A 16,341-nucleotide genomic window follows, 5' to 3' on the forward strand; every position below is an offset into this window, starting at 1 on the left:
TCAAGGCTATCAAGCCATTCCTGAGAGGTCACAGCAAGGTAAGACAGCAGCTGGTGGCTGGTTTCTGTAATACCGTCCTGAACTTCAAAGAACTTCTTGGTGTAGATGTTGGACCAGGTGTTTTCCTGACCATCAACAACGCCGGTCTGCAGCGCGCCGTATACTTCTTTAAACGCAAGCTTCTGCGCGTTTGCTTCCATTGCTTCAATCATCGCAACAGCAACGTCAGAGGTCTGAACGCGGAACTTCAGGCCAGCAGCATCAGCAGGTGTCAGCAAAGGCTTGTTGGCGGAGAAGTGCTTAATGCCGTTGTAAACGTAGCCGAGACCAACAAAGCCGATGTCTGACATCGCGCCCAGCAGTTCCTGACCTTTTTCACCCTGCGTGAAGTTGTTCACTGCATCCATGTCAGAGAACAGGAACGGAAGGTCAAACACACGGTACTTGAGTGTGTAAGCTTCAAACTTAGCAAGAGAAGGCGCAGCGATCTGAACGTCGCCGAGCAGCAGAGCTTCCATCACTTTGTCATCATCAAACAGCTGGGAGCTTGGGAAAACCTGCATACAGGCCTTACCATTCATCTCAGTGTTGATACGCTCTGCCAATGCAGTCGCAAAGTCACCCTTTGGGTGGCCGGTCGCAGACACAACGTGACTGAACTTGATAACAACTTCACCCGGATCACACGCTTCAGCAGCAACGGCTTGAGTAGCGGTGAACATGCCAGCTGCAACTGTGGCAGCAGTAACCAATTTCTTCATAGTATCCTCCCAGATGGAACGGAGCGAAGCTCCTCACGATACTAAAAGCAATCTGCGTGCCAGTTTTAATACTAATAGTATTTTCAGCTACTTACGGATATTTACCTAATTATTCGATTTACATTTGTTACGAATAAGTAACATTGACTACTCAAAGATGTGTCGAATTCGACACATCTCTATTCACCAATCTCATCCTTCCCTAAGCCATACTTCTTCATCTTCTCATAAAGCGCCTTGCGGGAGACGGACAGCGCTTCATACGTCGGCTTAATCTTGCCGTCGTTCTTCTCAAGCTCAGCAGCAATAATATCGCGCTCATAGGTACTCACGCGCTCAGCAAGCGTACCACTCTGCGGGCCCGCAACAGCCGCCACCGCACCAGCGGCCTTCGGCTGCCCTTCCAGCCCCAGCACAAACCGGTCTGCCACGTTGCGCAATTCACGCACATTGCCTGGCCACTCCCGCTGCATAAGTTCACCGAGAAACTCCCTCGAAATCTCCGGCACTTCTTTCCGGTAACGCGCCCGCGCCCCACGGGTGAGGTAATGGAACAGCACCGGAATATCCTCCAGCCGTTCTCGCAGCGGCGGAATAGCCAGTGTGATCACGTTAAGGCGGTAAAACAAATCCTTCCGGAACCGCCCTTGGTTGGAGGCCGCCTCCAGATCTTCCTTGGTTGCAGCCACAAAGCGCAGATCCAGCGGAATAGACTTGTTTGACCCGAGCCGCTCAATCGTTCGCGTCTCGAACACCCGCAGCAGCTTTACCTGCAAGTCCAGTGGCATGGACTCAATCTCATCCAGAAACACCGTCCCGCCATGCGCATGCTCCAGCTTGCCAATCCGCAAGCTACTTGCACCGGTAAAGGCGCCTTTCTCATGCCCAAAAAGCTCACTCTCGATGATATCAGCAGGTAGCGCTCCGCAGTTCAACGCCACAAACGGTCCATCTTTGCGCAGGCCTTCTTCATGCAACGCACGAGCAACGACCTCTTTACCAGAGCCAGTCTCACCCAGAATAAGCACATCCGCATCCGTGCCAGACAGCGCGGTAATAGTACTCCGCAGCTCTTCCATGGACGGGGACTTACCAACAATGCGCTCTTCCAGACCAGAGAGCTTGCCCAGCTCCTCACGCAACACACGGTTTTCCAGTGTCAAACGGCGCTTTTCCAGCCCGCGCTCAACAACGGCAACCAGCCCGCTAACCGGAAACGGCTTCTCTTTAAAATCATAGGCCCCGGCCCGCATGGCTTCCACAGCCAGCGGCACGTCACCATGGCCTGTAATCAGCACCACAGGCAAAGCACTATCGATCTCAAAAGCAGCTTTCATCAGATCAAAGCCACCCATCTTGGGCATACGGATATCGCTGACCAGAACACCATAGAACTCATGAGTGATGTGCTCGAGCGCTTCTTCAGCACGAGAAAACGACACCACGTGATAGTCGGCCAGTTCCAGCCCCTCCACCAGCGCCTCACGCATATCTTCGTCGTCATCGACCAGAAGAGTGGTGGCTTTATCGATTGCCCATACGTCCATACTAAACTTCTTCTTCCTCAAGATCGCCGGAAGTCTCCGTGGCATCCTTCAGCACAATCACAAAGCATGCGCCGCCAAGCTCAGACTGCTCATAGCGCAGCTGCCCTTCCAAATCCTCGATTATCTTATAGGCAATGGAAAGGCCAAGCCCCAATCCTTCACCCACATCCTTTGTAGTGAAGAACGGGTCGAAAATGCTCGCAACAACATCCTCTGGCACGCCTGGTCCATTGTCTTCAAAGCAAATGACCACCTGCTGCTCATGATGAGTAACCGAAATCCGGATGCATGGTTCAGCCTGCGCTTTCATGGCATCCAGCGCATTGCTCATCAGGTTCATCAGCACCTGCGCAAGCCGAACCTGCCCAGCCAGAACCTCAATGGTTTTGTCGTCCTGCACCACCTCAGTGTGCACGCCCATCTGCTTGCAACGTGGCCCCGTCAGCATCAGCACTTCACCAACAACGGCAGAAACCTTCACCGGAGTAAGATCACGCCCCGCTTTACGGGTGAAGCCTTTCAGGATTTGGCTGATCGCCGCCATGCGCTCCACCATAGCAACAATCTTGCCAAGGCTCTTCAACGCCCGGTCTGACTTACCGGTCTCAATCAACACCTGCGCATTTTCTGAGTGCGTACGGATCGCGCCCAGTGGCTGGTTAAACTCATGAGATAGCGCAGCAGACATTTCGCCTAATGTCGCCAGCTTGGCAGACTGCACCAGACTGGCCTGTGCCTGTTGCAGTCCGGTTTCTGCTGCCTCACGTTCTTTCACTTCCTGCGCCAGCAAAGCATTCATGGTGGAAAGCTCGCGGGTGCGTTCATGCACGCGCTCTTCCAACCGCGCCGCATAAACCTTGTCCTGCCGAATACGCTCCAGCAACCGCCGTCGCCGCTCACCCGCCATCCAGAACAATCCACCACTGACAACACACAGCAGCAAAGCCACCAGAGCAGCCCAGATGGACTGTTGACGAACCTGAGAGGTGTCGGCAAACAACACCACTTTCCAGTTCAGCACAGGCAGCTCCTGCTCAATCATCTGGAAGTTAGGTTTATTGAAAGGCGGGCTCAACCGCACAAGCTGGAAATCCAAATCATACCAACGCTGCTCAATCACACCGTTGAGAGTAGCGGACACACGTCCACGCCGCGTGGTGCGCTGTGCAAACAACCGCTCTCCGCGCCAAGTGGATTGGTTAGTGGCAACCACAATGCCATTCTGATCAACAGCAACAAGGCGATCCTTGGAAAGTGCCCAAGATTGCTCAACCCCCTCAAGGCTCACACGAACCGCAATAAAACCGTAGTCCTGCTCCCCTTGCCGAACCGGAGCAATAAACACATAGCTGGCAGGTCCACCACTGCGCGATAGCACCAATTGCCGCCCAAGCCGCCCTTGCCGCGCCGCTTGCAACGCATCCACATAAGAGGACATGCCCTGCTCCGCCATACTGGCGTTATCAACCAGGTTGGAAGCAACAATCTGGCCATCCGGCTTTTGGAACCAAACCTCCTGCGCACCAGACATACCTGCAATCACTTTGGCAACATTCTGCCCGCGCTCATGTTCATTATTGGCAAGGATCTGCACAATATCAGAGCGCCGCGCCAGCAACGGCGGCAACAAGCGGTACTTATCGAGATACTTTTCCAGTCCCGCCGCCTGTACAGACAGCGTCGCCTGCCCACGCGTTTGCAAGTCAGCCATATAAAACTGGCTGCTCAACTGCATCGCGACCCAGGCAACCACGAGCGCAAATATAGCAAACGTCACCAGTGCAACACTGGAGACCCGCTGCCATCGCTCAGATCTGCTTGTCCTGTTCACGTCGCTTGTCCGATTTAACTTAGAAACTAGCCGCAATGCCTCCCGAGGCATCACCAAATGCGCTTAATCACTTACGGTGTAACCCGTGTTCGATCACTGGTCTAGCGCAACACTTTTGATCAAAGCAAATACCTGTTGTCCGGCAGCCAACTGCAACTCGTGTACAGAATGGCGTGTCAGTCGCGCCCTCAAATGCTGCTCTCCAACCCGGCAATCCACTTCAGCGTACGGCCCGGAGGTCTCCGTAATGCCTTCAATCACAACGCAAATCACGTTGCGGACAGAAGCTTCCTCAGGCGCTTTGCGCGCAAGAGCAACGTCCTTGGCCTTGATACGAATGCGCGCATCCTGCCCGATATTTCCCAGCAGACCCGGAAGCTGCAATGTCTGCCCTTCCAAATCAAACTCAGTGATCTGCCACTGCTCATCATAGTGGTTCAGCTTGGCAAACAGCAGAGAGCCAGCATCTGGCCCGCTTGCCAGCTGTGGCAATTCCAGATTGCTCAGCATCTGCGCAATTGGCCCATGTGCCACCACAGACCCAGCATCAAGCAGCACCAGCGTATCCGCCAGCTGCTCAATCTCACCAAGGCTATGGCTCACATACAGCATCGGAATGCCGAACTCGTTCTTCAACTTAAGAAGATACGGCAGGATCTCAGCTTTGCGGGAAGCATCCAGTGATGCCAGCGGCTCATCCAGCACAAGAAGCTGCGGATTAGAAAGCAACGCCCGCCCAATCGCCACACGCTGCTTCTCTCCGCCGGAGAGCCCATGAGGCCGCCGCTTCAGCAAATGAGAGATCCCTAGCAACTCAGCAATCTCACCCAGACCAACGGCAGACTTACGCCCCGCCGCCCACTGGCTGTAAAGCAGGTTCCGCTCCACATTCATATGCGGAAACAGGCGGGAATCCTGAAACACCATGCCCACACCGCGCTGCTGGATTGGCACTCTGATGGAAGCCGCGCGATCAAACACAACCCGTTCGCCCAGCATAATGCGTCCGCTATCTGGAGCCGACAGCCCTGCGATCATGCGGATTAAAGAGGATTTACCAGCGCCAGACTTGCCGAAAATCGCCGTGATCCCGCTATTCACCGCAAATTTGGCGGAAAGCGAGAAGTCACCCAAACGGCTGGAAACATCAACCTCAATCATGCTGCCCTCCCAACTTGCGGGACAGGCGACGCGAGATCACCTCAGAGAACACCAGAGCACCAATGGAAACCACAATCGCAATCACCGTCAGGCGGATTGCTCCCGCATCACCAGAAAGGCTCTGCATCTCTGTATAAAGCGCGAGCGACAGTGTGCGTGTCTCTCCGGGGATGTTGGAAACAAACGTAATCGTTGCCCCAAACTCCCCCATCGCCTTGGCAAACCCAAGGATCGCACCGCTCAAGATACCCGGCAGCGCTAACGGCAACGTAATCAGCAAAAAGGTTCTAAGGCGAGACGTGCCCAGCGAATGCGCGGCTTCTTCCAGCTGCCCATCTGACAACTCAAAGGAAAGCTTTACAGGCCGAATGATCAGCGGAAACGCCATGATCCCCGCCGCCAGCGCAGCCCCTGTCCAGCGGAAAGCAAACACAATGCCAAACACATCTGCAAAGAAGCTGCCCAACATGCCCTGACGCCCAAACAGCACCAGCAACACATAACCTGTCACCACAGGCGGCAGCACAATCGGCAAATGCACCAAGGCATTCACCAGCGTATAACCGGGAAATTTCCAGCGGGCGAGAGCATAGCCGAGCAGTATCGCAGGCGGCAGCGCAATCGCAATTGCAAGGCTCGCAACCTGCAGCGACAGCTGGATAGCCGCCCATTCCGCATCCGTCAGATAAAAGCTCAATCGCCGCTCACTTTGAAACCATGAGCCTGAAAGATCTTGCGCCCCTCAGCACCCTTCAAAAACTCCATAAACCCTTCGCTAGCCTTGGAATGGCCAGAGGTCAAGGCACCCGGAATAACAATAGCACGATGACTGTCCTGCGGTATTTCCGCAAGCACCCGCACACCATGTTCCACTGTCGCGTCAGAAGAATAGACCAGCGCCAGAGGCACCTCACCCCGTGCAGCAGCGGCCAGAGCAATGCGTACATTCTCCATCGGCGCCACACGCTGAGCAACACTCTCCCACAAACCGAGATTAATCAGCGCCTCTTTGCCATAGCGCCCGGCGGGCACCGTCTCCGGCTCACCCATGGCCAGCCGCCCATCCGCCAATGCAGCTTGCAACGCTTCCGGCTTCAGCTCAACCGCCTCAGCGCCCAGCGCTTCAGAACCAACCAGCACAAGCCCGTTGGAGGCCAGCTCCACAACACTGTCATCCACCAGCACGCCATTCTTCACAGCATACGCCATCCACGCATCATCCGCTGTCACCAGCAAATCAGCAGGCGCACCGGCAACAACATGGCGGGTTATGGTCTGCGAACCTCCAAAGGAGAACTCTGTCTTGGTGTTATGGGATTGATCAAACTGTGCGCCAGCATCCTCCAGCACATCCTTCAGACTGGAGGCGGCAAACACCAGAATACGCTCCGGCTCCTGCGCAAACGAGCCAGCCCCGCCGCCAACAACCAGCGCGAGGCTCACAACAACTGCAGAAAGAAAACGCCAGAAACCAGTCACAGCCAGAATACTCCATTTCGCGAGTCCGGCTTGAACTATAAGGACCTAACCCACCCGAACCACTGACTCATATCAAGGCCCACGTGGGTTTCGTCAAGCATCTTTCTTTCTGAAGCATATCCCGAGAAACTGGAATCCGGTTTCCAAAATAAGATACGCTCGATGCTTTACGCCGCAATTGCGCGGGGGGATTTCACCTTCTCCGCAAGTCCTTTCAGGTTGCCATCAATAACCTTACCCGTCCCGCTTTTCACGAGCGTTTGGCCCAACAACCACCCCAACGGTCCGTACTTCATACGATACTCCAGATACCAGATAATCTGTGATTTCCCGCCGGCATAAGGCTTGATGCAAATCTCCGCTTGCGCTTCCTTCAGCGGTAAAGCCTCCATAGAAGAGAGACGCACCCGCATTCTGCGATTAGGCTCCCATTCCATCACTTCCTCATCGATGAAGGTGCCATTCTCAAAGTGGCAACGCCGCACCGAACCAACACCATCAGCTCCTTCGGTCAACGCCTCAACAGACTTCACAAGAGGAGCAAACTCATCAAGGTCCATGTACCGGCCAATCACATTCCAAATTGCTTCCGGACTGGCATCAATCACCATCGTTCTTTCGCAGCGTATCATCGGTTTCTCCTCAATCATCTCAAACATCTTGCTTGGTGCTGAACCATTGATACAGTGGCGCTGCTGACACCGTTATGGCAGCAGCATGACAGCAGGAGCCCACAATGCGTCGTACCGACCGCCTTTTCCACATCATCCAGATTTTGCGGTCAAGCCGGTCTCCTGTGACGGGGCGTGCTCTTGCAGACGAACTCGAAATCTCTCTACGCACGTTGTACCGCGATATGGCAGAGCTCATGGCCCAGCGGGTGCCCATCACCGGAGAAGCCGGAACCGGCTATGTGCTGGATGATGGCTACGACATGCCACCTTTGATGCTGACCGCAGATGAGTTGGAAGCAGCCGCTCTTGGGGCCGCATGGGTCGCAACACAAGCAGACCCAGCCCTTGCGCGCTCTGCAAGAGATTTAGTGGCCAAATTGTCTGCTGCCGTACCACCAGAGCTGCGCCCGATAATTTTGGATGCTGGCCTCAAACCCATCGCAACAACACCAGTCGCCATTGAGCGGTTCGATGGTGTCATTCTGCGGCGCGCTATTCGAGACCACACCAAGCTGCAACTCACCTATAAGGACGGCAGCGATAAACCAACCACGCGCATCATCTGGCCTCTGCTCATCGCCTACCTGAACAAAGCCCGTTACATCGTCGCCTGGTGCGAAACCAGAGAGGATTACCGGCATTTTCGAACAGACAGGGTTCACTCCATGGAAGTTCAGCCCGATAAATACCCCGGACGTCGCAAAGCGCTCATCAAGGGCTGGGAAGACGCAATGGCGTCAAAACACTAAGCTTCACTCAGACGCCCGACATCTGCGGGTCGATCAAAGACCGGTGCATCTGCATTCCGGCCCAAACACCATCCCCAACAGCAAATGAGACGGAGTGCGGCACACGGGCGACGTCGCCACAGGCAAAAACACCGCGCACAGTCGTCTCCTTGAACTCAGAGGTCACAAGCTGTTGCCCCATGGAATGGTCCTCCAACGCACAACCAGCAGACTGAGCCAGTGAATTGGATGGATATGTGTTGGAAACAACAAAGATGGCCGAGAACTCAAGTTTACGGCCATCCTCAAGCACAATGTCGGCAGTGCCTTCAATACGGCTGATCTCAGTATCGTTGAGAGTAACGCCTCTACGAAGCAGATGTGCGCGTTGCTCATCCTCCAGTGATGACGCACCATTCGTGAAGAAGGTCGTCGCCCCCCATTCTGGCATAATTTCAGCCTGATGCAGTGAGACGGGATTAAAGGCAATCACAGCGATTGGCCCGTTGTTCAACTCGTAACCATGGCAATACGGGCAATGCAAAACCGACTTGCCCCAACGCTCTGCCAAACCCGGAATATCGGGCAGTTCATCACGAACTCCCGTTGCAAGCAGAATACGATGTGCGGTGAAAGCCTCGCCTTTGTCTGTGCGCACACAAAACGCACCAATCTCACCAGAGAACTCCTGAACCGTTCCGTGATGCCAGCCCAGATTAGGATAAGCCTCAAGCTGCTGCTGCGCCTGCCTCCAAATCTCATCAGGCGACACACCATCCTGCCCCAGAAAGCCGTAGGCGTGCTCGGCAAATCGATTTCGCCTCTCACCAGCATCAATCACCAGAACAGACCTGCGAGCACGCACCAGCTGCAAAGCAGCCGCCATTCCGGCATAACTCCCCCCAACCATAATCACATCATGCATGCTCAGAGACCTTTACTGCTGGCGTTCGGTTCCTCGGCTCCGGCAATGATGCCTCAACTTTTGCAAAGGCATCATTAAACGCTTCAGCTAGGGACTGCTTTGCGAGGAAAAAGAGGGCTTCATCGCAGTTGCTCACGCATCCCAAAGGAAACGCGTGCCTGACAAAAACTATGGAAGAATAACAACCGCTTCCACTTCAAACAGCATCGGGTCAATTGCCAGTTTAGGAACAGGAACCAGCGTTTGTGCCGGCAGCGTTTCTCCAAACATCTCCATGACATTCTGAGTCAGCACACCAAGTTTCGATGGATCATGGTCCACCACATAAACGGTGAGCTTGGCAACCTGAGCTGGTGTGGCATCAAGCGCATCAAGCACCTTTTTCAAATTGGCATAAGCCTGTTTAACCTGTACCGAAAACTCTGGCGAATAAGCGCCTTTATCGTCGGCCCCACCTTGCCCGGAAACATAAGCAACCCGTGCACCAGCTGGCGCAACCACGGATACGCTGTAGCCATGAGCAGATGGATCATAAAGGCTCTGGGGATTGACGATACTAAGTTTATCCGCAGTTTCAGCGGCTGAAGTGCTGGTTGAAAAACTAGTAGACATTGCGAGGATTCCTCCAATTACAAAAATATTCTTTAGGTGCGACATGCCCGTCTCCATGGCCAGTTTCCTGGAACTTGATGTGTTAGCTCTGTGCTGCACCTAAATACGAAAGAACTCCTGACAATTCTTGTCAGCATGGTTATACTTAAACTCACTCATGCGTAGACATGTTGAAACTGGAGACTGTTCGTGAGCCGCTCTGACCGCCTAATTCGCCTGATGCAAGTCTTGCGGCGATTGCCCTCACCAGTGACGGCATCAAGGCTGGCTTTGGAAATGGAAGTCTCCCAGCGCAGCATCTACCGAGACATTCAAAGCCTTCGGTCCTCCGGCGCAATCATTGATGGGGAAGCAGGCTTTGGCTTTACGCTGACAGAAGACCCCTCCTTGCCACCAATGCATTTTGAAGCCGACGAGGTGGAAGCGCTGGCTCTTGGCCTGCATACCGTCGCCAAACTCGGCAACATAGAATTCACGTATGCAGCACAAAATGCTTTGGTGAAGTTGGAAGCAAGCCTTCCGCAAAGCATGCGCCAGCGATTGCGGCACGCAACCGTCGGCAGCCACATCTTGCGCAACACGCCCACATCCGAGGCAGACTTCCCCGGTCTTCGCGAAGCAATCTGGAATGAGCAAGCGGTGTCTTTGAATTATCTGGACCTGAAGGACCGCCTGTCAAAACGCAAAGTCTGGCCGCTCACCATCTACTTCTTCAGCGAAGTGCAGGCTCTGATCTCCTGGTGTTGTTTACGAGAAGATTTCCGCATGTTCCGGCTGGACCGGATCCAGTCAGTCGATTTCCTGGAAGAATCCTTCCGCCCCAAACGAGTAGGCTTGCTGCGCGATTACTTCGAGCGCGAAAAAGAATGCGAGTAACCACAGGGCCCAGTCAGACCACGTCTAAGCCGCCACCGCATTTTTCTGGTCCTCACACCTTGGTGCTGATGTGTCCCACTGCACAAAACCAATGGTGACCAAAACACCGGCAGCTTCTCCTTTGTTTGCTAACTCAGCTCTTTAACACCAGTAGACGTCTCGATTTGCGCCCGATAACGCACTTTTGGCCCTTCAGTGACCAACGGTGGACGGTCTAAGGCAAATTCGTTGTAGAGCCTTTCGATCTCAGTTGGATCAGAATGCTCTACTGTCAGACCTTGCAGTCGTGCACCCATATCTGGAATTTCCGACATGGAAGTTGGCACGCCCCGGTGGTCAATCAGCGAAGGCAAAGCCCCATCTAGCGGAAGGGAACCATCCTTGCGGATCGAAAATGCAAGTTCAGGATCGACAAATGGAAGCGAAACTTCATCACCAAAGATCCCAGTGTATTTGGATGAAATTCCGCCGATATCTTCCGAACTTGCGACCCATCCCCGAAGACGTCGGCCTTCCTCCCAGTCCGCTCGCACTTTTTCCTGATCATCAAGTCCAAACCATCGCGCTCGGTTCGGCTTAACTCCATTCGGATCAAGCGCAACGATCTCCAGATAAACACTCTCTCCAAGCTGAAGCCTGTGATTATGCGTCCCCATATAGGTGTGGCGCGTCCCAAACGGTATATCCAGATCAAGACAACTCCGAACATGGGACACACCCTCCTTCAAGGTTGGTGCAATGACGGTTATGTGGTCAAGTTTCAACAAATCCAGACCTCTCCATTCCAGTAAGCTCTCTAACAGGCAACCACCGCGTTTTTTCGGTCCTCGCGGATCATATCCGATGCCTTCTCCGCAATCATAATTGTCGGAGAATTGGTGTTGCCGGAGACGATGCGAGGCATGATGGAAGCATCAACAACGCGCAGGCCCTCAACGCCTTTCACCTTCAGTCGCTCATCAACCACAGCCCCCATGGAACACGTCCCCACAGGATGGAAAATGGTGGTGCCGATGTCTCCCGCTGCAATAGCAAGGTCTTCATCACTAACGACATGCGCACCTGGTAGGTACTCCTCCGGCGAAAACTCGGCCATCGCCCTGGTTTCCATGATTGTCCGTGTCAGGCGCAAACTGTCAGCTGCCACACGTCGGTCACTCTCGGCAGAAAGATAGTTCGGCTGGATCTTTGGATGTGCAATTGCATTGCCGGACCCGATATGAACACTGCCGCGAGACTCTGGCCGCAAATTACAAACACTCGCCGTAATCGCTGGAAACTCATGCAGCGGATCGCCAAACTTATCCAGCGACAACGGCTGAATGTGATACTCGATATTCGGCGTTTCATAAGAGCTGTCAGAGCGCGTAAACACCCCAAGCTGACTTGGAGCCATGGACATTGGACCAGACCGGCTCAGCGCATACTCAGCCGCTATCTTCGCTTTGCCAATCAACGAGTTGGCTCGCTGGTTCAGCGTAACGGTGTTTTGAACCTTATAGATGCTGCGGATCTGCAGATGATCCTGCAGGTTCTCGCCAACCTGAGGCTGATCCAGCACCATGTCGATGCCATGCTGGGTCAATCGCTCACCAGACCCAATGCCGGACAATTCCAGAATTTGCGGCGATCCAATGGCCCCTGCACTCAGGATAATCTCTCCTGTACAGGCAGCAGAAGTCATTTCGCCGTTCACCATCATGCAAACACCAGTCGCGCGGCGCCCGCCAAACACGAGCGCAGTCGCCTGTGCATTCGTCAGAACCTTCAGGTTTCCTCTGTTCTCAGCAGGCTTCAAAAACCCCTTGGACGTACTCCACCGCACGCCTTTGCGCTGGTTCACCTGAAAATAGGAGGAGCCGAAGTTGTCACCACCGTTGAAGTCGTCAATTTTCGGAATGCCCACTTCCTCGCAAGCATCACGGAAGCGGTCAAGGATCGGCCACGACAAACGCTGCTCTTCAACGCGCCATTCCCCGCCTTCCCCATGCACCTTGGAAGATCCGGCATAATGATCCTCTGACTTCAGGAAGTACGGCAGCACATCATCCCAGCCCCAGCCAGTCAGACCCAGCTGGCGCCAGTTGTCATAATCCTGCGCCTGTCCGCGCAGATACAGCATGCCGTTGATGGAAGAGCACCCGCCCAGCAGTTTACCGCGCGGATAGTTCAGCTTACGCCCATTCAGCCCCGGCTCCACCTCGGTCTGGAAACCCCAGTCCATACGCGGATTACCCATGCAGTACAGATAGCCGACAGGGATATGCACCCAAGGATGTTTATCGTTCCCACCAGCTTCCAGCAGCAGCACCTTCACATCCGGGTCCTGAGAAAGTCGGTTTGCAACAACACAGCCCGCGGAGCCAGCTCCAACCACGATGTAATCCCAGGTTCCCAATGCGCGCATGCCGGCCCTCCCAAGCCCTAAGTCTCGATGCTGCCTAGGATAGAAACTGAGCGGGAGGTTTGCACTAGTAAGATATGTTTAGATCACCCACGATGAGCCACCGCTGCAAAACACCCACGTCGTGCATAATGCATTTGAATATAAGAGACTTCTGGGTTCTCAAAGAAGCCCTCCAGCATCGGCTTGATGTCAGACCCTTGCGCGATATCCGCTTCAATCATCATGTGGTTTGCATCAAACCCGCGCAGTGACAACAACCGGGAGGACAGCGACACCGGAACCTCATTCTCATAGGGCATTGCATCCGCTGCATTTTCGCGTACAAAAATCGCATGGGACGCTTTGTAGGGCGTGTCATTTGGCTGGTAGGCATAGTTCAGCAAAAACACCCGCTCCCCAACCTCGGCATCATCCAGTGTGACACGGCACGGAAAGCCTGGTTTCTCATCAACCACATAAACAACCACATTACGCTCTGCCAGCTGCTCTTCGCTCAGGCCGTTCAGCGCGTCAAACTCGTTGGATTTCAATCCGGAAATAAAAAAAGCCATAGGTCACTCCTCAAGTTGGGAGCAACCTATGGCCTTCCGCAAACCGTAACCACCCGATTTGCGAGCAATTCAAATATCAGCGCATTCAGGCCTGCGCTTGAGCCGCCGCAATCGCCTTGTCCAACTCCGTAACCAAACCACTATCCAGTTCCAGCCGTGCGGCCAGCATCATCAGATAGGCCTGCTCAGCAGGTAGGTTCGGGTCAATCGCAAGGCGTGATGCAGTGTAAATTTCAGCAGCCGTTTCCGGACAGGTCGCAAACGCCACCACGCGGTCGATATCCAGTGGCGCACGCATCTCATCCAAAACGAACGCTTTTTCTTCAGCGCCCAGACCCAGCTCATCCAGCTTTTCAAAGATGCGCTGCATCTCATCACCGTCCACAGTGCCATCTGCCTTGGCCGCCTGGATCATCGCAACGATCAGCGCCATAGCAAACTCTTTGGCATCACCATTCCCTGCATCCGGGTCAAACGCAGTGCCAGTCGGGTCCGGCAGGGCGAGCGGCTCTGGCACCGGTACAACAGTTGCAGGCGCTGTCTGCGTCTGCGCAGAACCATGAGGCGCAGCTGCACCGCCGCCGCCATTGTTCTTACCATCTTGCCATGTCTGGAATGCTTTGTAGGCAAGGCCACCAACCAGCGCCATGCCACCGTATTTCACGGCCTTTTTGCCAAGTTTCTTGCCCTTCTTGCTGCCAAGAAGGTATCCGGCCAATCCACCAGCAACGGCACCGCCAGCAAGTCCGCCGGCATTGTTTTTGATGTACGACTGCCCTTTGTCCAGGGCACCACGGGCCTGATTGCCACCGTTGGAACCCAAGAACTGATCAAGAAGTGCCTTGCTGTCGAACATCTGTAAACCTATCCCTTTGCTTTTGGACGTTACCCGTCAAATCTATATGGAGATGGGAACCCGAAGTTTTCACTTCAAGATGCCCTATCCCGCAAAAACACAACCTGACAAAATTGTAATGTTTGAGAGCCTGTCTACTGCCCAAGCGGCAAATGGTTGTCGTCCCTCAGCGTATCCATCGCGATGGAGCTGCGCACATTCTGCACCGCCTCATGAGGCAGCAGATCATTGTTGATCACCTCACTCAAGGCCTTCAGATCTTTCACCCGGATCTTGAGCATGTAATCCATGTCCCCCGTCATAGCGTAGGCTTCCTGCACGCTGGGGATAGTGCGAACCAGATCACGAAACAATCTGGCGTTCTCCTTGTTGTGCGTGGCCAGTGCCACCCCAACAAACGCCATCACATCCAGCCCCAGATACTCCGGCGAAAGATCAGCCTTATAGCGACGGATCACCCGCTCCTGCTCCAGCCGTGTCCGCCGACGCGAAACCTGCGAGGCAGAAAGGTGAATCACCTCTCCCAACTCCTGATTGGTCTGGCTGGCGTCTTCTTGCAGCGCTGCAAGTAACTTAAGGTCAAACTGGTCTAGCTCAATCATCATTCGCACCAAATCAATATATGACGCACAATTTGTGCATATACTGCGTGATTTTACGTAAGAATGCAAACCTGTCGCGCCACAGATATTTCAGAATAGTTCCAAATTGCAATTGCCTTGTTTGAGGAGGAACAAATGGGCCCATTTCCGCATGATACAGGACCAGCTGAGATTACAGCAGAAAACCCTGCTGGCACCGACGGTTTCGAGTTCGTTGAATTTGCCCACCCAGAGCCGGAAAAGCTGGACGTCCTCTTCCGCCGCATGGGCTTTGCACCTGTTGCAAAGCATAAGAGCAAAAACATCACGCTCTACCGTCAGGGTGATGTGAACTACATCCTCAATGCAGAGCCAAACAGCTTCGCCTCCCGCTTCATTGACGAGCACGGCCCATGCGCCCCGTCCATGGCATGGCGCGTTGTGGATGCACAGCAGACCTTTGAGCATGCGGTCAGTCGCGGCGCAGAGCCTTACACCGGCTCCGACAAAACCCTTGATGCACCCGCAATCAAAGGCATCGGCGGCTCCCTGCTTTACTTCATCGATAAGTACGGCGACAAAGGCTCTGCCTATTCAGAAGAGTTCAACTGGCTGGGCGAAGCAGACCCCAAGCCAACCGGCAAGAGCTTCTATTACCTCGACCACCTGACCCATAACGTCTATCGCGGCAACATGGACAAGTGGTGGACGTTCTACCGCGAGCTCTTCAACTTCAAGCAGATCCACTTCTTCGACATTGATGGCCGCATCACCGGCCTCGTCAGCCGCGCGATCACATCCCCATGTGGCAAAATCCGCATTCCGCTGAACGAGTCCAAGGACGACACCAGCCAGATCGAAGAGTACTTGCGCAAGTACAAAGGCGAAGGCATCCAGCACATCGCTGTCGGCACCGACGACATCTATGAAGCCACCGACAAACTGGCAGAAGATGGCCTCAAATTCATGCCCGGCCCACCACAGACCTATTACGACCGCAGCGCCGAGCGTGTGCACGGCCACACCGAGCCACTCGACCGCATGGCCAAACACGGCATCCTCATTGATGGCGAAGGCGTCATTGGCGGCGGCATGACAAAGATCCTGCTACAGATCTTCTCCAAAACCGTCATCGGCCCAATCTTCTTTGAGTTCATCCAACGCAAAGGCGACGAAGGCTTCGGCGAAGGCAACTTCCGCGCCCTTTTTGAGAGCATAGAAGAAGACCAAATCCAACGCGGTGTTATCAAACACGACGCAGCCGAATAACCAGCAGTAGCCACTGCTGAAAAAAGACCGGAAGCACGGGGGGCTTTCGGTCTTTTTTTTGTATGCATAGTTGTAGATAATGC

At 54.1% G+C, this 16,341-nt stretch carries 17 protein-coding genes; 3 read left to right on the forward strand and 14 right to left on the reverse strand.

Annotated elements, in window-relative coordinates; translation table 11 throughout:
• The 7 genes from PPL9_RS00560 to PPL9_RS00590 form a co-directional block, all read right to left on the reverse strand.
• A partial coding sequence (locus PPL9_RS00560; protein WP_244273329.1) for a DctP family TRAP transporter solute-binding subunit occupies window positions 1-761 on the reverse strand: 761 nt, incomplete at its 3' end.
• 179 nt (window positions 762-940) lie between these two features.
• The gene (locus PPL9_RS00565) at window positions 941-2,308 is read right to left on the reverse strand and encodes a sigma-54 dependent transcriptional regulator (protein ID WP_057460817.1); all 1,368 of its coding nucleotides are present in this window, start codon (window positions 2,306-2,308) and stop codon (window positions 941-943) included.
• Window position 2,309: 1 nt separating this feature from the next.
• Window positions 2,310-4,019 (reverse strand): ATP-binding protein, encoded by a 1,710-nt coding sequence (locus PPL9_RS00570; protein WP_208989081.1) that lies wholly within the window; start codon window positions 4,017-4,019, stop codon window positions 2,310-2,312.
• A 213-nt stretch (window positions 4,020-4,232) separates the two neighbouring features.
• A complete protein-coding gene (gene modC, locus PPL9_RS00575) occupies window positions 4,233-5,300 on the reverse strand; it encodes a molybdenum ABC transporter ATP-binding protein (protein WP_057460819.1) in 1,068 nt (355 codons plus the stop codon).
• On the reverse strand, window positions 5,293-5,997 hold the full coding sequence (gene modB, locus PPL9_RS00580; protein WP_057460820.1) for a molybdate ABC transporter permease subunit: 705 nt from the start codon (window positions 5,995-5,997) through the stop codon (window positions 5,293-5,295). The genes modC and modB overlap by 8 nt, the downstream gene beginning before the upstream one ends.
• Window positions 5,994-6,779, reverse strand: a complete 786-nt coding sequence (modA, locus tag PPL9_RS00585) for a molybdate ABC transporter substrate-binding protein (RefSeq protein WP_057460821.1) — start codon at window positions 6,777-6,779, stop codon at window positions 5,994-5,996. Before modA ends, modB begins: the two co-directional genes overlap by 4 nt.
• 167 nt (window positions 6,780-6,946) lie before the next feature.
• Window positions 6,947-7,411, reverse strand: coding sequence for an SRPBCC family protein (locus tag PPL9_RS00590; protein ID WP_208989082.1), 465 nt, complete (start codon window positions 7,409-7,411; stop codon window positions 6,947-6,949).
• 104 nt (window positions 7,412-7,515) lie between these two features.
• Between PPL9_RS00590 and PPL9_RS00595 the strand changes: the two genes are divergently transcribed.
• Complete coding sequence (locus PPL9_RS00595) at window positions 7,516-8,202, forward strand: YafY family protein (RefSeq protein WP_057460823.1); 687 nt, start codon at window positions 7,516-7,518, stop codon at window positions 8,200-8,202.
• Window positions 8,203-8,209: 7 nt separating this feature from the next.
• Here the strand turns inward: PPL9_RS00595 and PPL9_RS00600 are convergent, their stop codons facing one another.
• Window positions 8,210-9,106: an NAD(P)/FAD-dependent oxidoreductase gene (locus PPL9_RS00600; protein WP_057460824.1), complete on the reverse strand. Its 897-nt coding sequence runs from the start codon at window positions 9,104-9,106 to the stop codon at window positions 8,210-8,212.
• A 168-nt stretch (window positions 9,107-9,274) separates the two neighbouring features.
• Window positions 9,275-9,763 (reverse strand): RidA family protein, encoded by a 489-nt coding sequence (locus PPL9_RS00605; protein ID WP_057460825.1) that lies wholly within the window; start codon window positions 9,761-9,763, stop codon window positions 9,275-9,277.
• 144 nt (window positions 9,764-9,907) lie between these two features.
• Here PPL9_RS00605 and PPL9_RS00610 point away from each other — a divergent pair, with 144 nt between their 5' ends.
• Window positions 9,908-10,594, forward strand: a complete 687-nt coding sequence (locus PPL9_RS00610; protein WP_082596428.1) for a YafY family protein — start codon at window positions 9,908-9,910, stop codon at window positions 10,592-10,594.
• Window positions 10,595-10,722: 128 nt separating this feature from the next.
• Here the strand turns inward: PPL9_RS00610 and PPL9_RS00615 are convergent, their stop codons facing one another.
• The 5 genes from PPL9_RS00615 to PPL9_RS00635 form a co-directional block, all read right to left on the reverse strand.
• Window positions 10,723-11,361 carry a VOC family protein gene (locus PPL9_RS00615; RefSeq protein ID WP_057460827.1) on the reverse strand — a complete coding sequence of 213 codons (639 nt, stop codon included), beginning with the start codon at window positions 11,359-11,361 and terminating at the stop codon, window positions 10,723-10,725.
• Window positions 11,362-11,390: 29 nt separating this feature from the next.
• On the reverse strand, window positions 11,391-13,001 hold the full coding sequence (locus tag PPL9_RS00620) for a GMC family oxidoreductase N-terminal domain-containing protein (protein ID WP_057460828.1): 1,611 nt from the start codon (window positions 12,999-13,001) through the stop codon (window positions 11,391-11,393).
• 83 nt (window positions 13,002-13,084) lie between these two features.
• Window positions 13,085-13,552 carry a DUF1203 domain-containing protein gene (locus tag PPL9_RS00625; protein ID WP_057460829.1) on the reverse strand — a complete coding sequence of 156 codons (468 nt, stop codon included), beginning with the start codon at window positions 13,550-13,552 and terminating at the stop codon, window positions 13,085-13,087.
• Between the two features lie 85 nt (window positions 13,553-13,637).
• A complete protein-coding gene (locus PPL9_RS00630) occupies window positions 13,638-14,408 on the reverse strand; it encodes a tellurite resistance TerB family protein (protein WP_057460830.1) in 771 nt (256 codons plus the stop codon).
• 134 nt (window positions 14,409-14,542) lie between these two features.
• Window positions 14,543-15,010 (reverse strand): Lrp/AsnC family transcriptional regulator, encoded by a 468-nt coding sequence (locus PPL9_RS00635; protein WP_008551672.1) that lies wholly within the window; start codon window positions 15,008-15,010, stop codon window positions 14,543-14,545.
• Between the two features lie 135 nt (window positions 15,011-15,145).
• On the opposite strand from PPL9_RS00635, the gene hppD reads away from it, so the two are divergent.
• A complete protein-coding gene (gene hppD / locus PPL9_RS00640; protein ID WP_057460831.1) occupies window positions 15,146-16,258 on the forward strand; it encodes a 4-hydroxyphenylpyruvate dioxygenase in 1,113 nt (370 codons plus the stop codon).
• Window positions 16,259-16,341 lie beyond the last annotated feature (83 nt).

The sequence above is a fragment of the Pseudovibrio sp. POLY-S9 genome (assembly GCF_001431305.1).
Classification (GTDB): Bacteria; Pseudomonadota; Alphaproteobacteria; order Rhizobiales; family Stappiaceae; genus Pseudovibrio.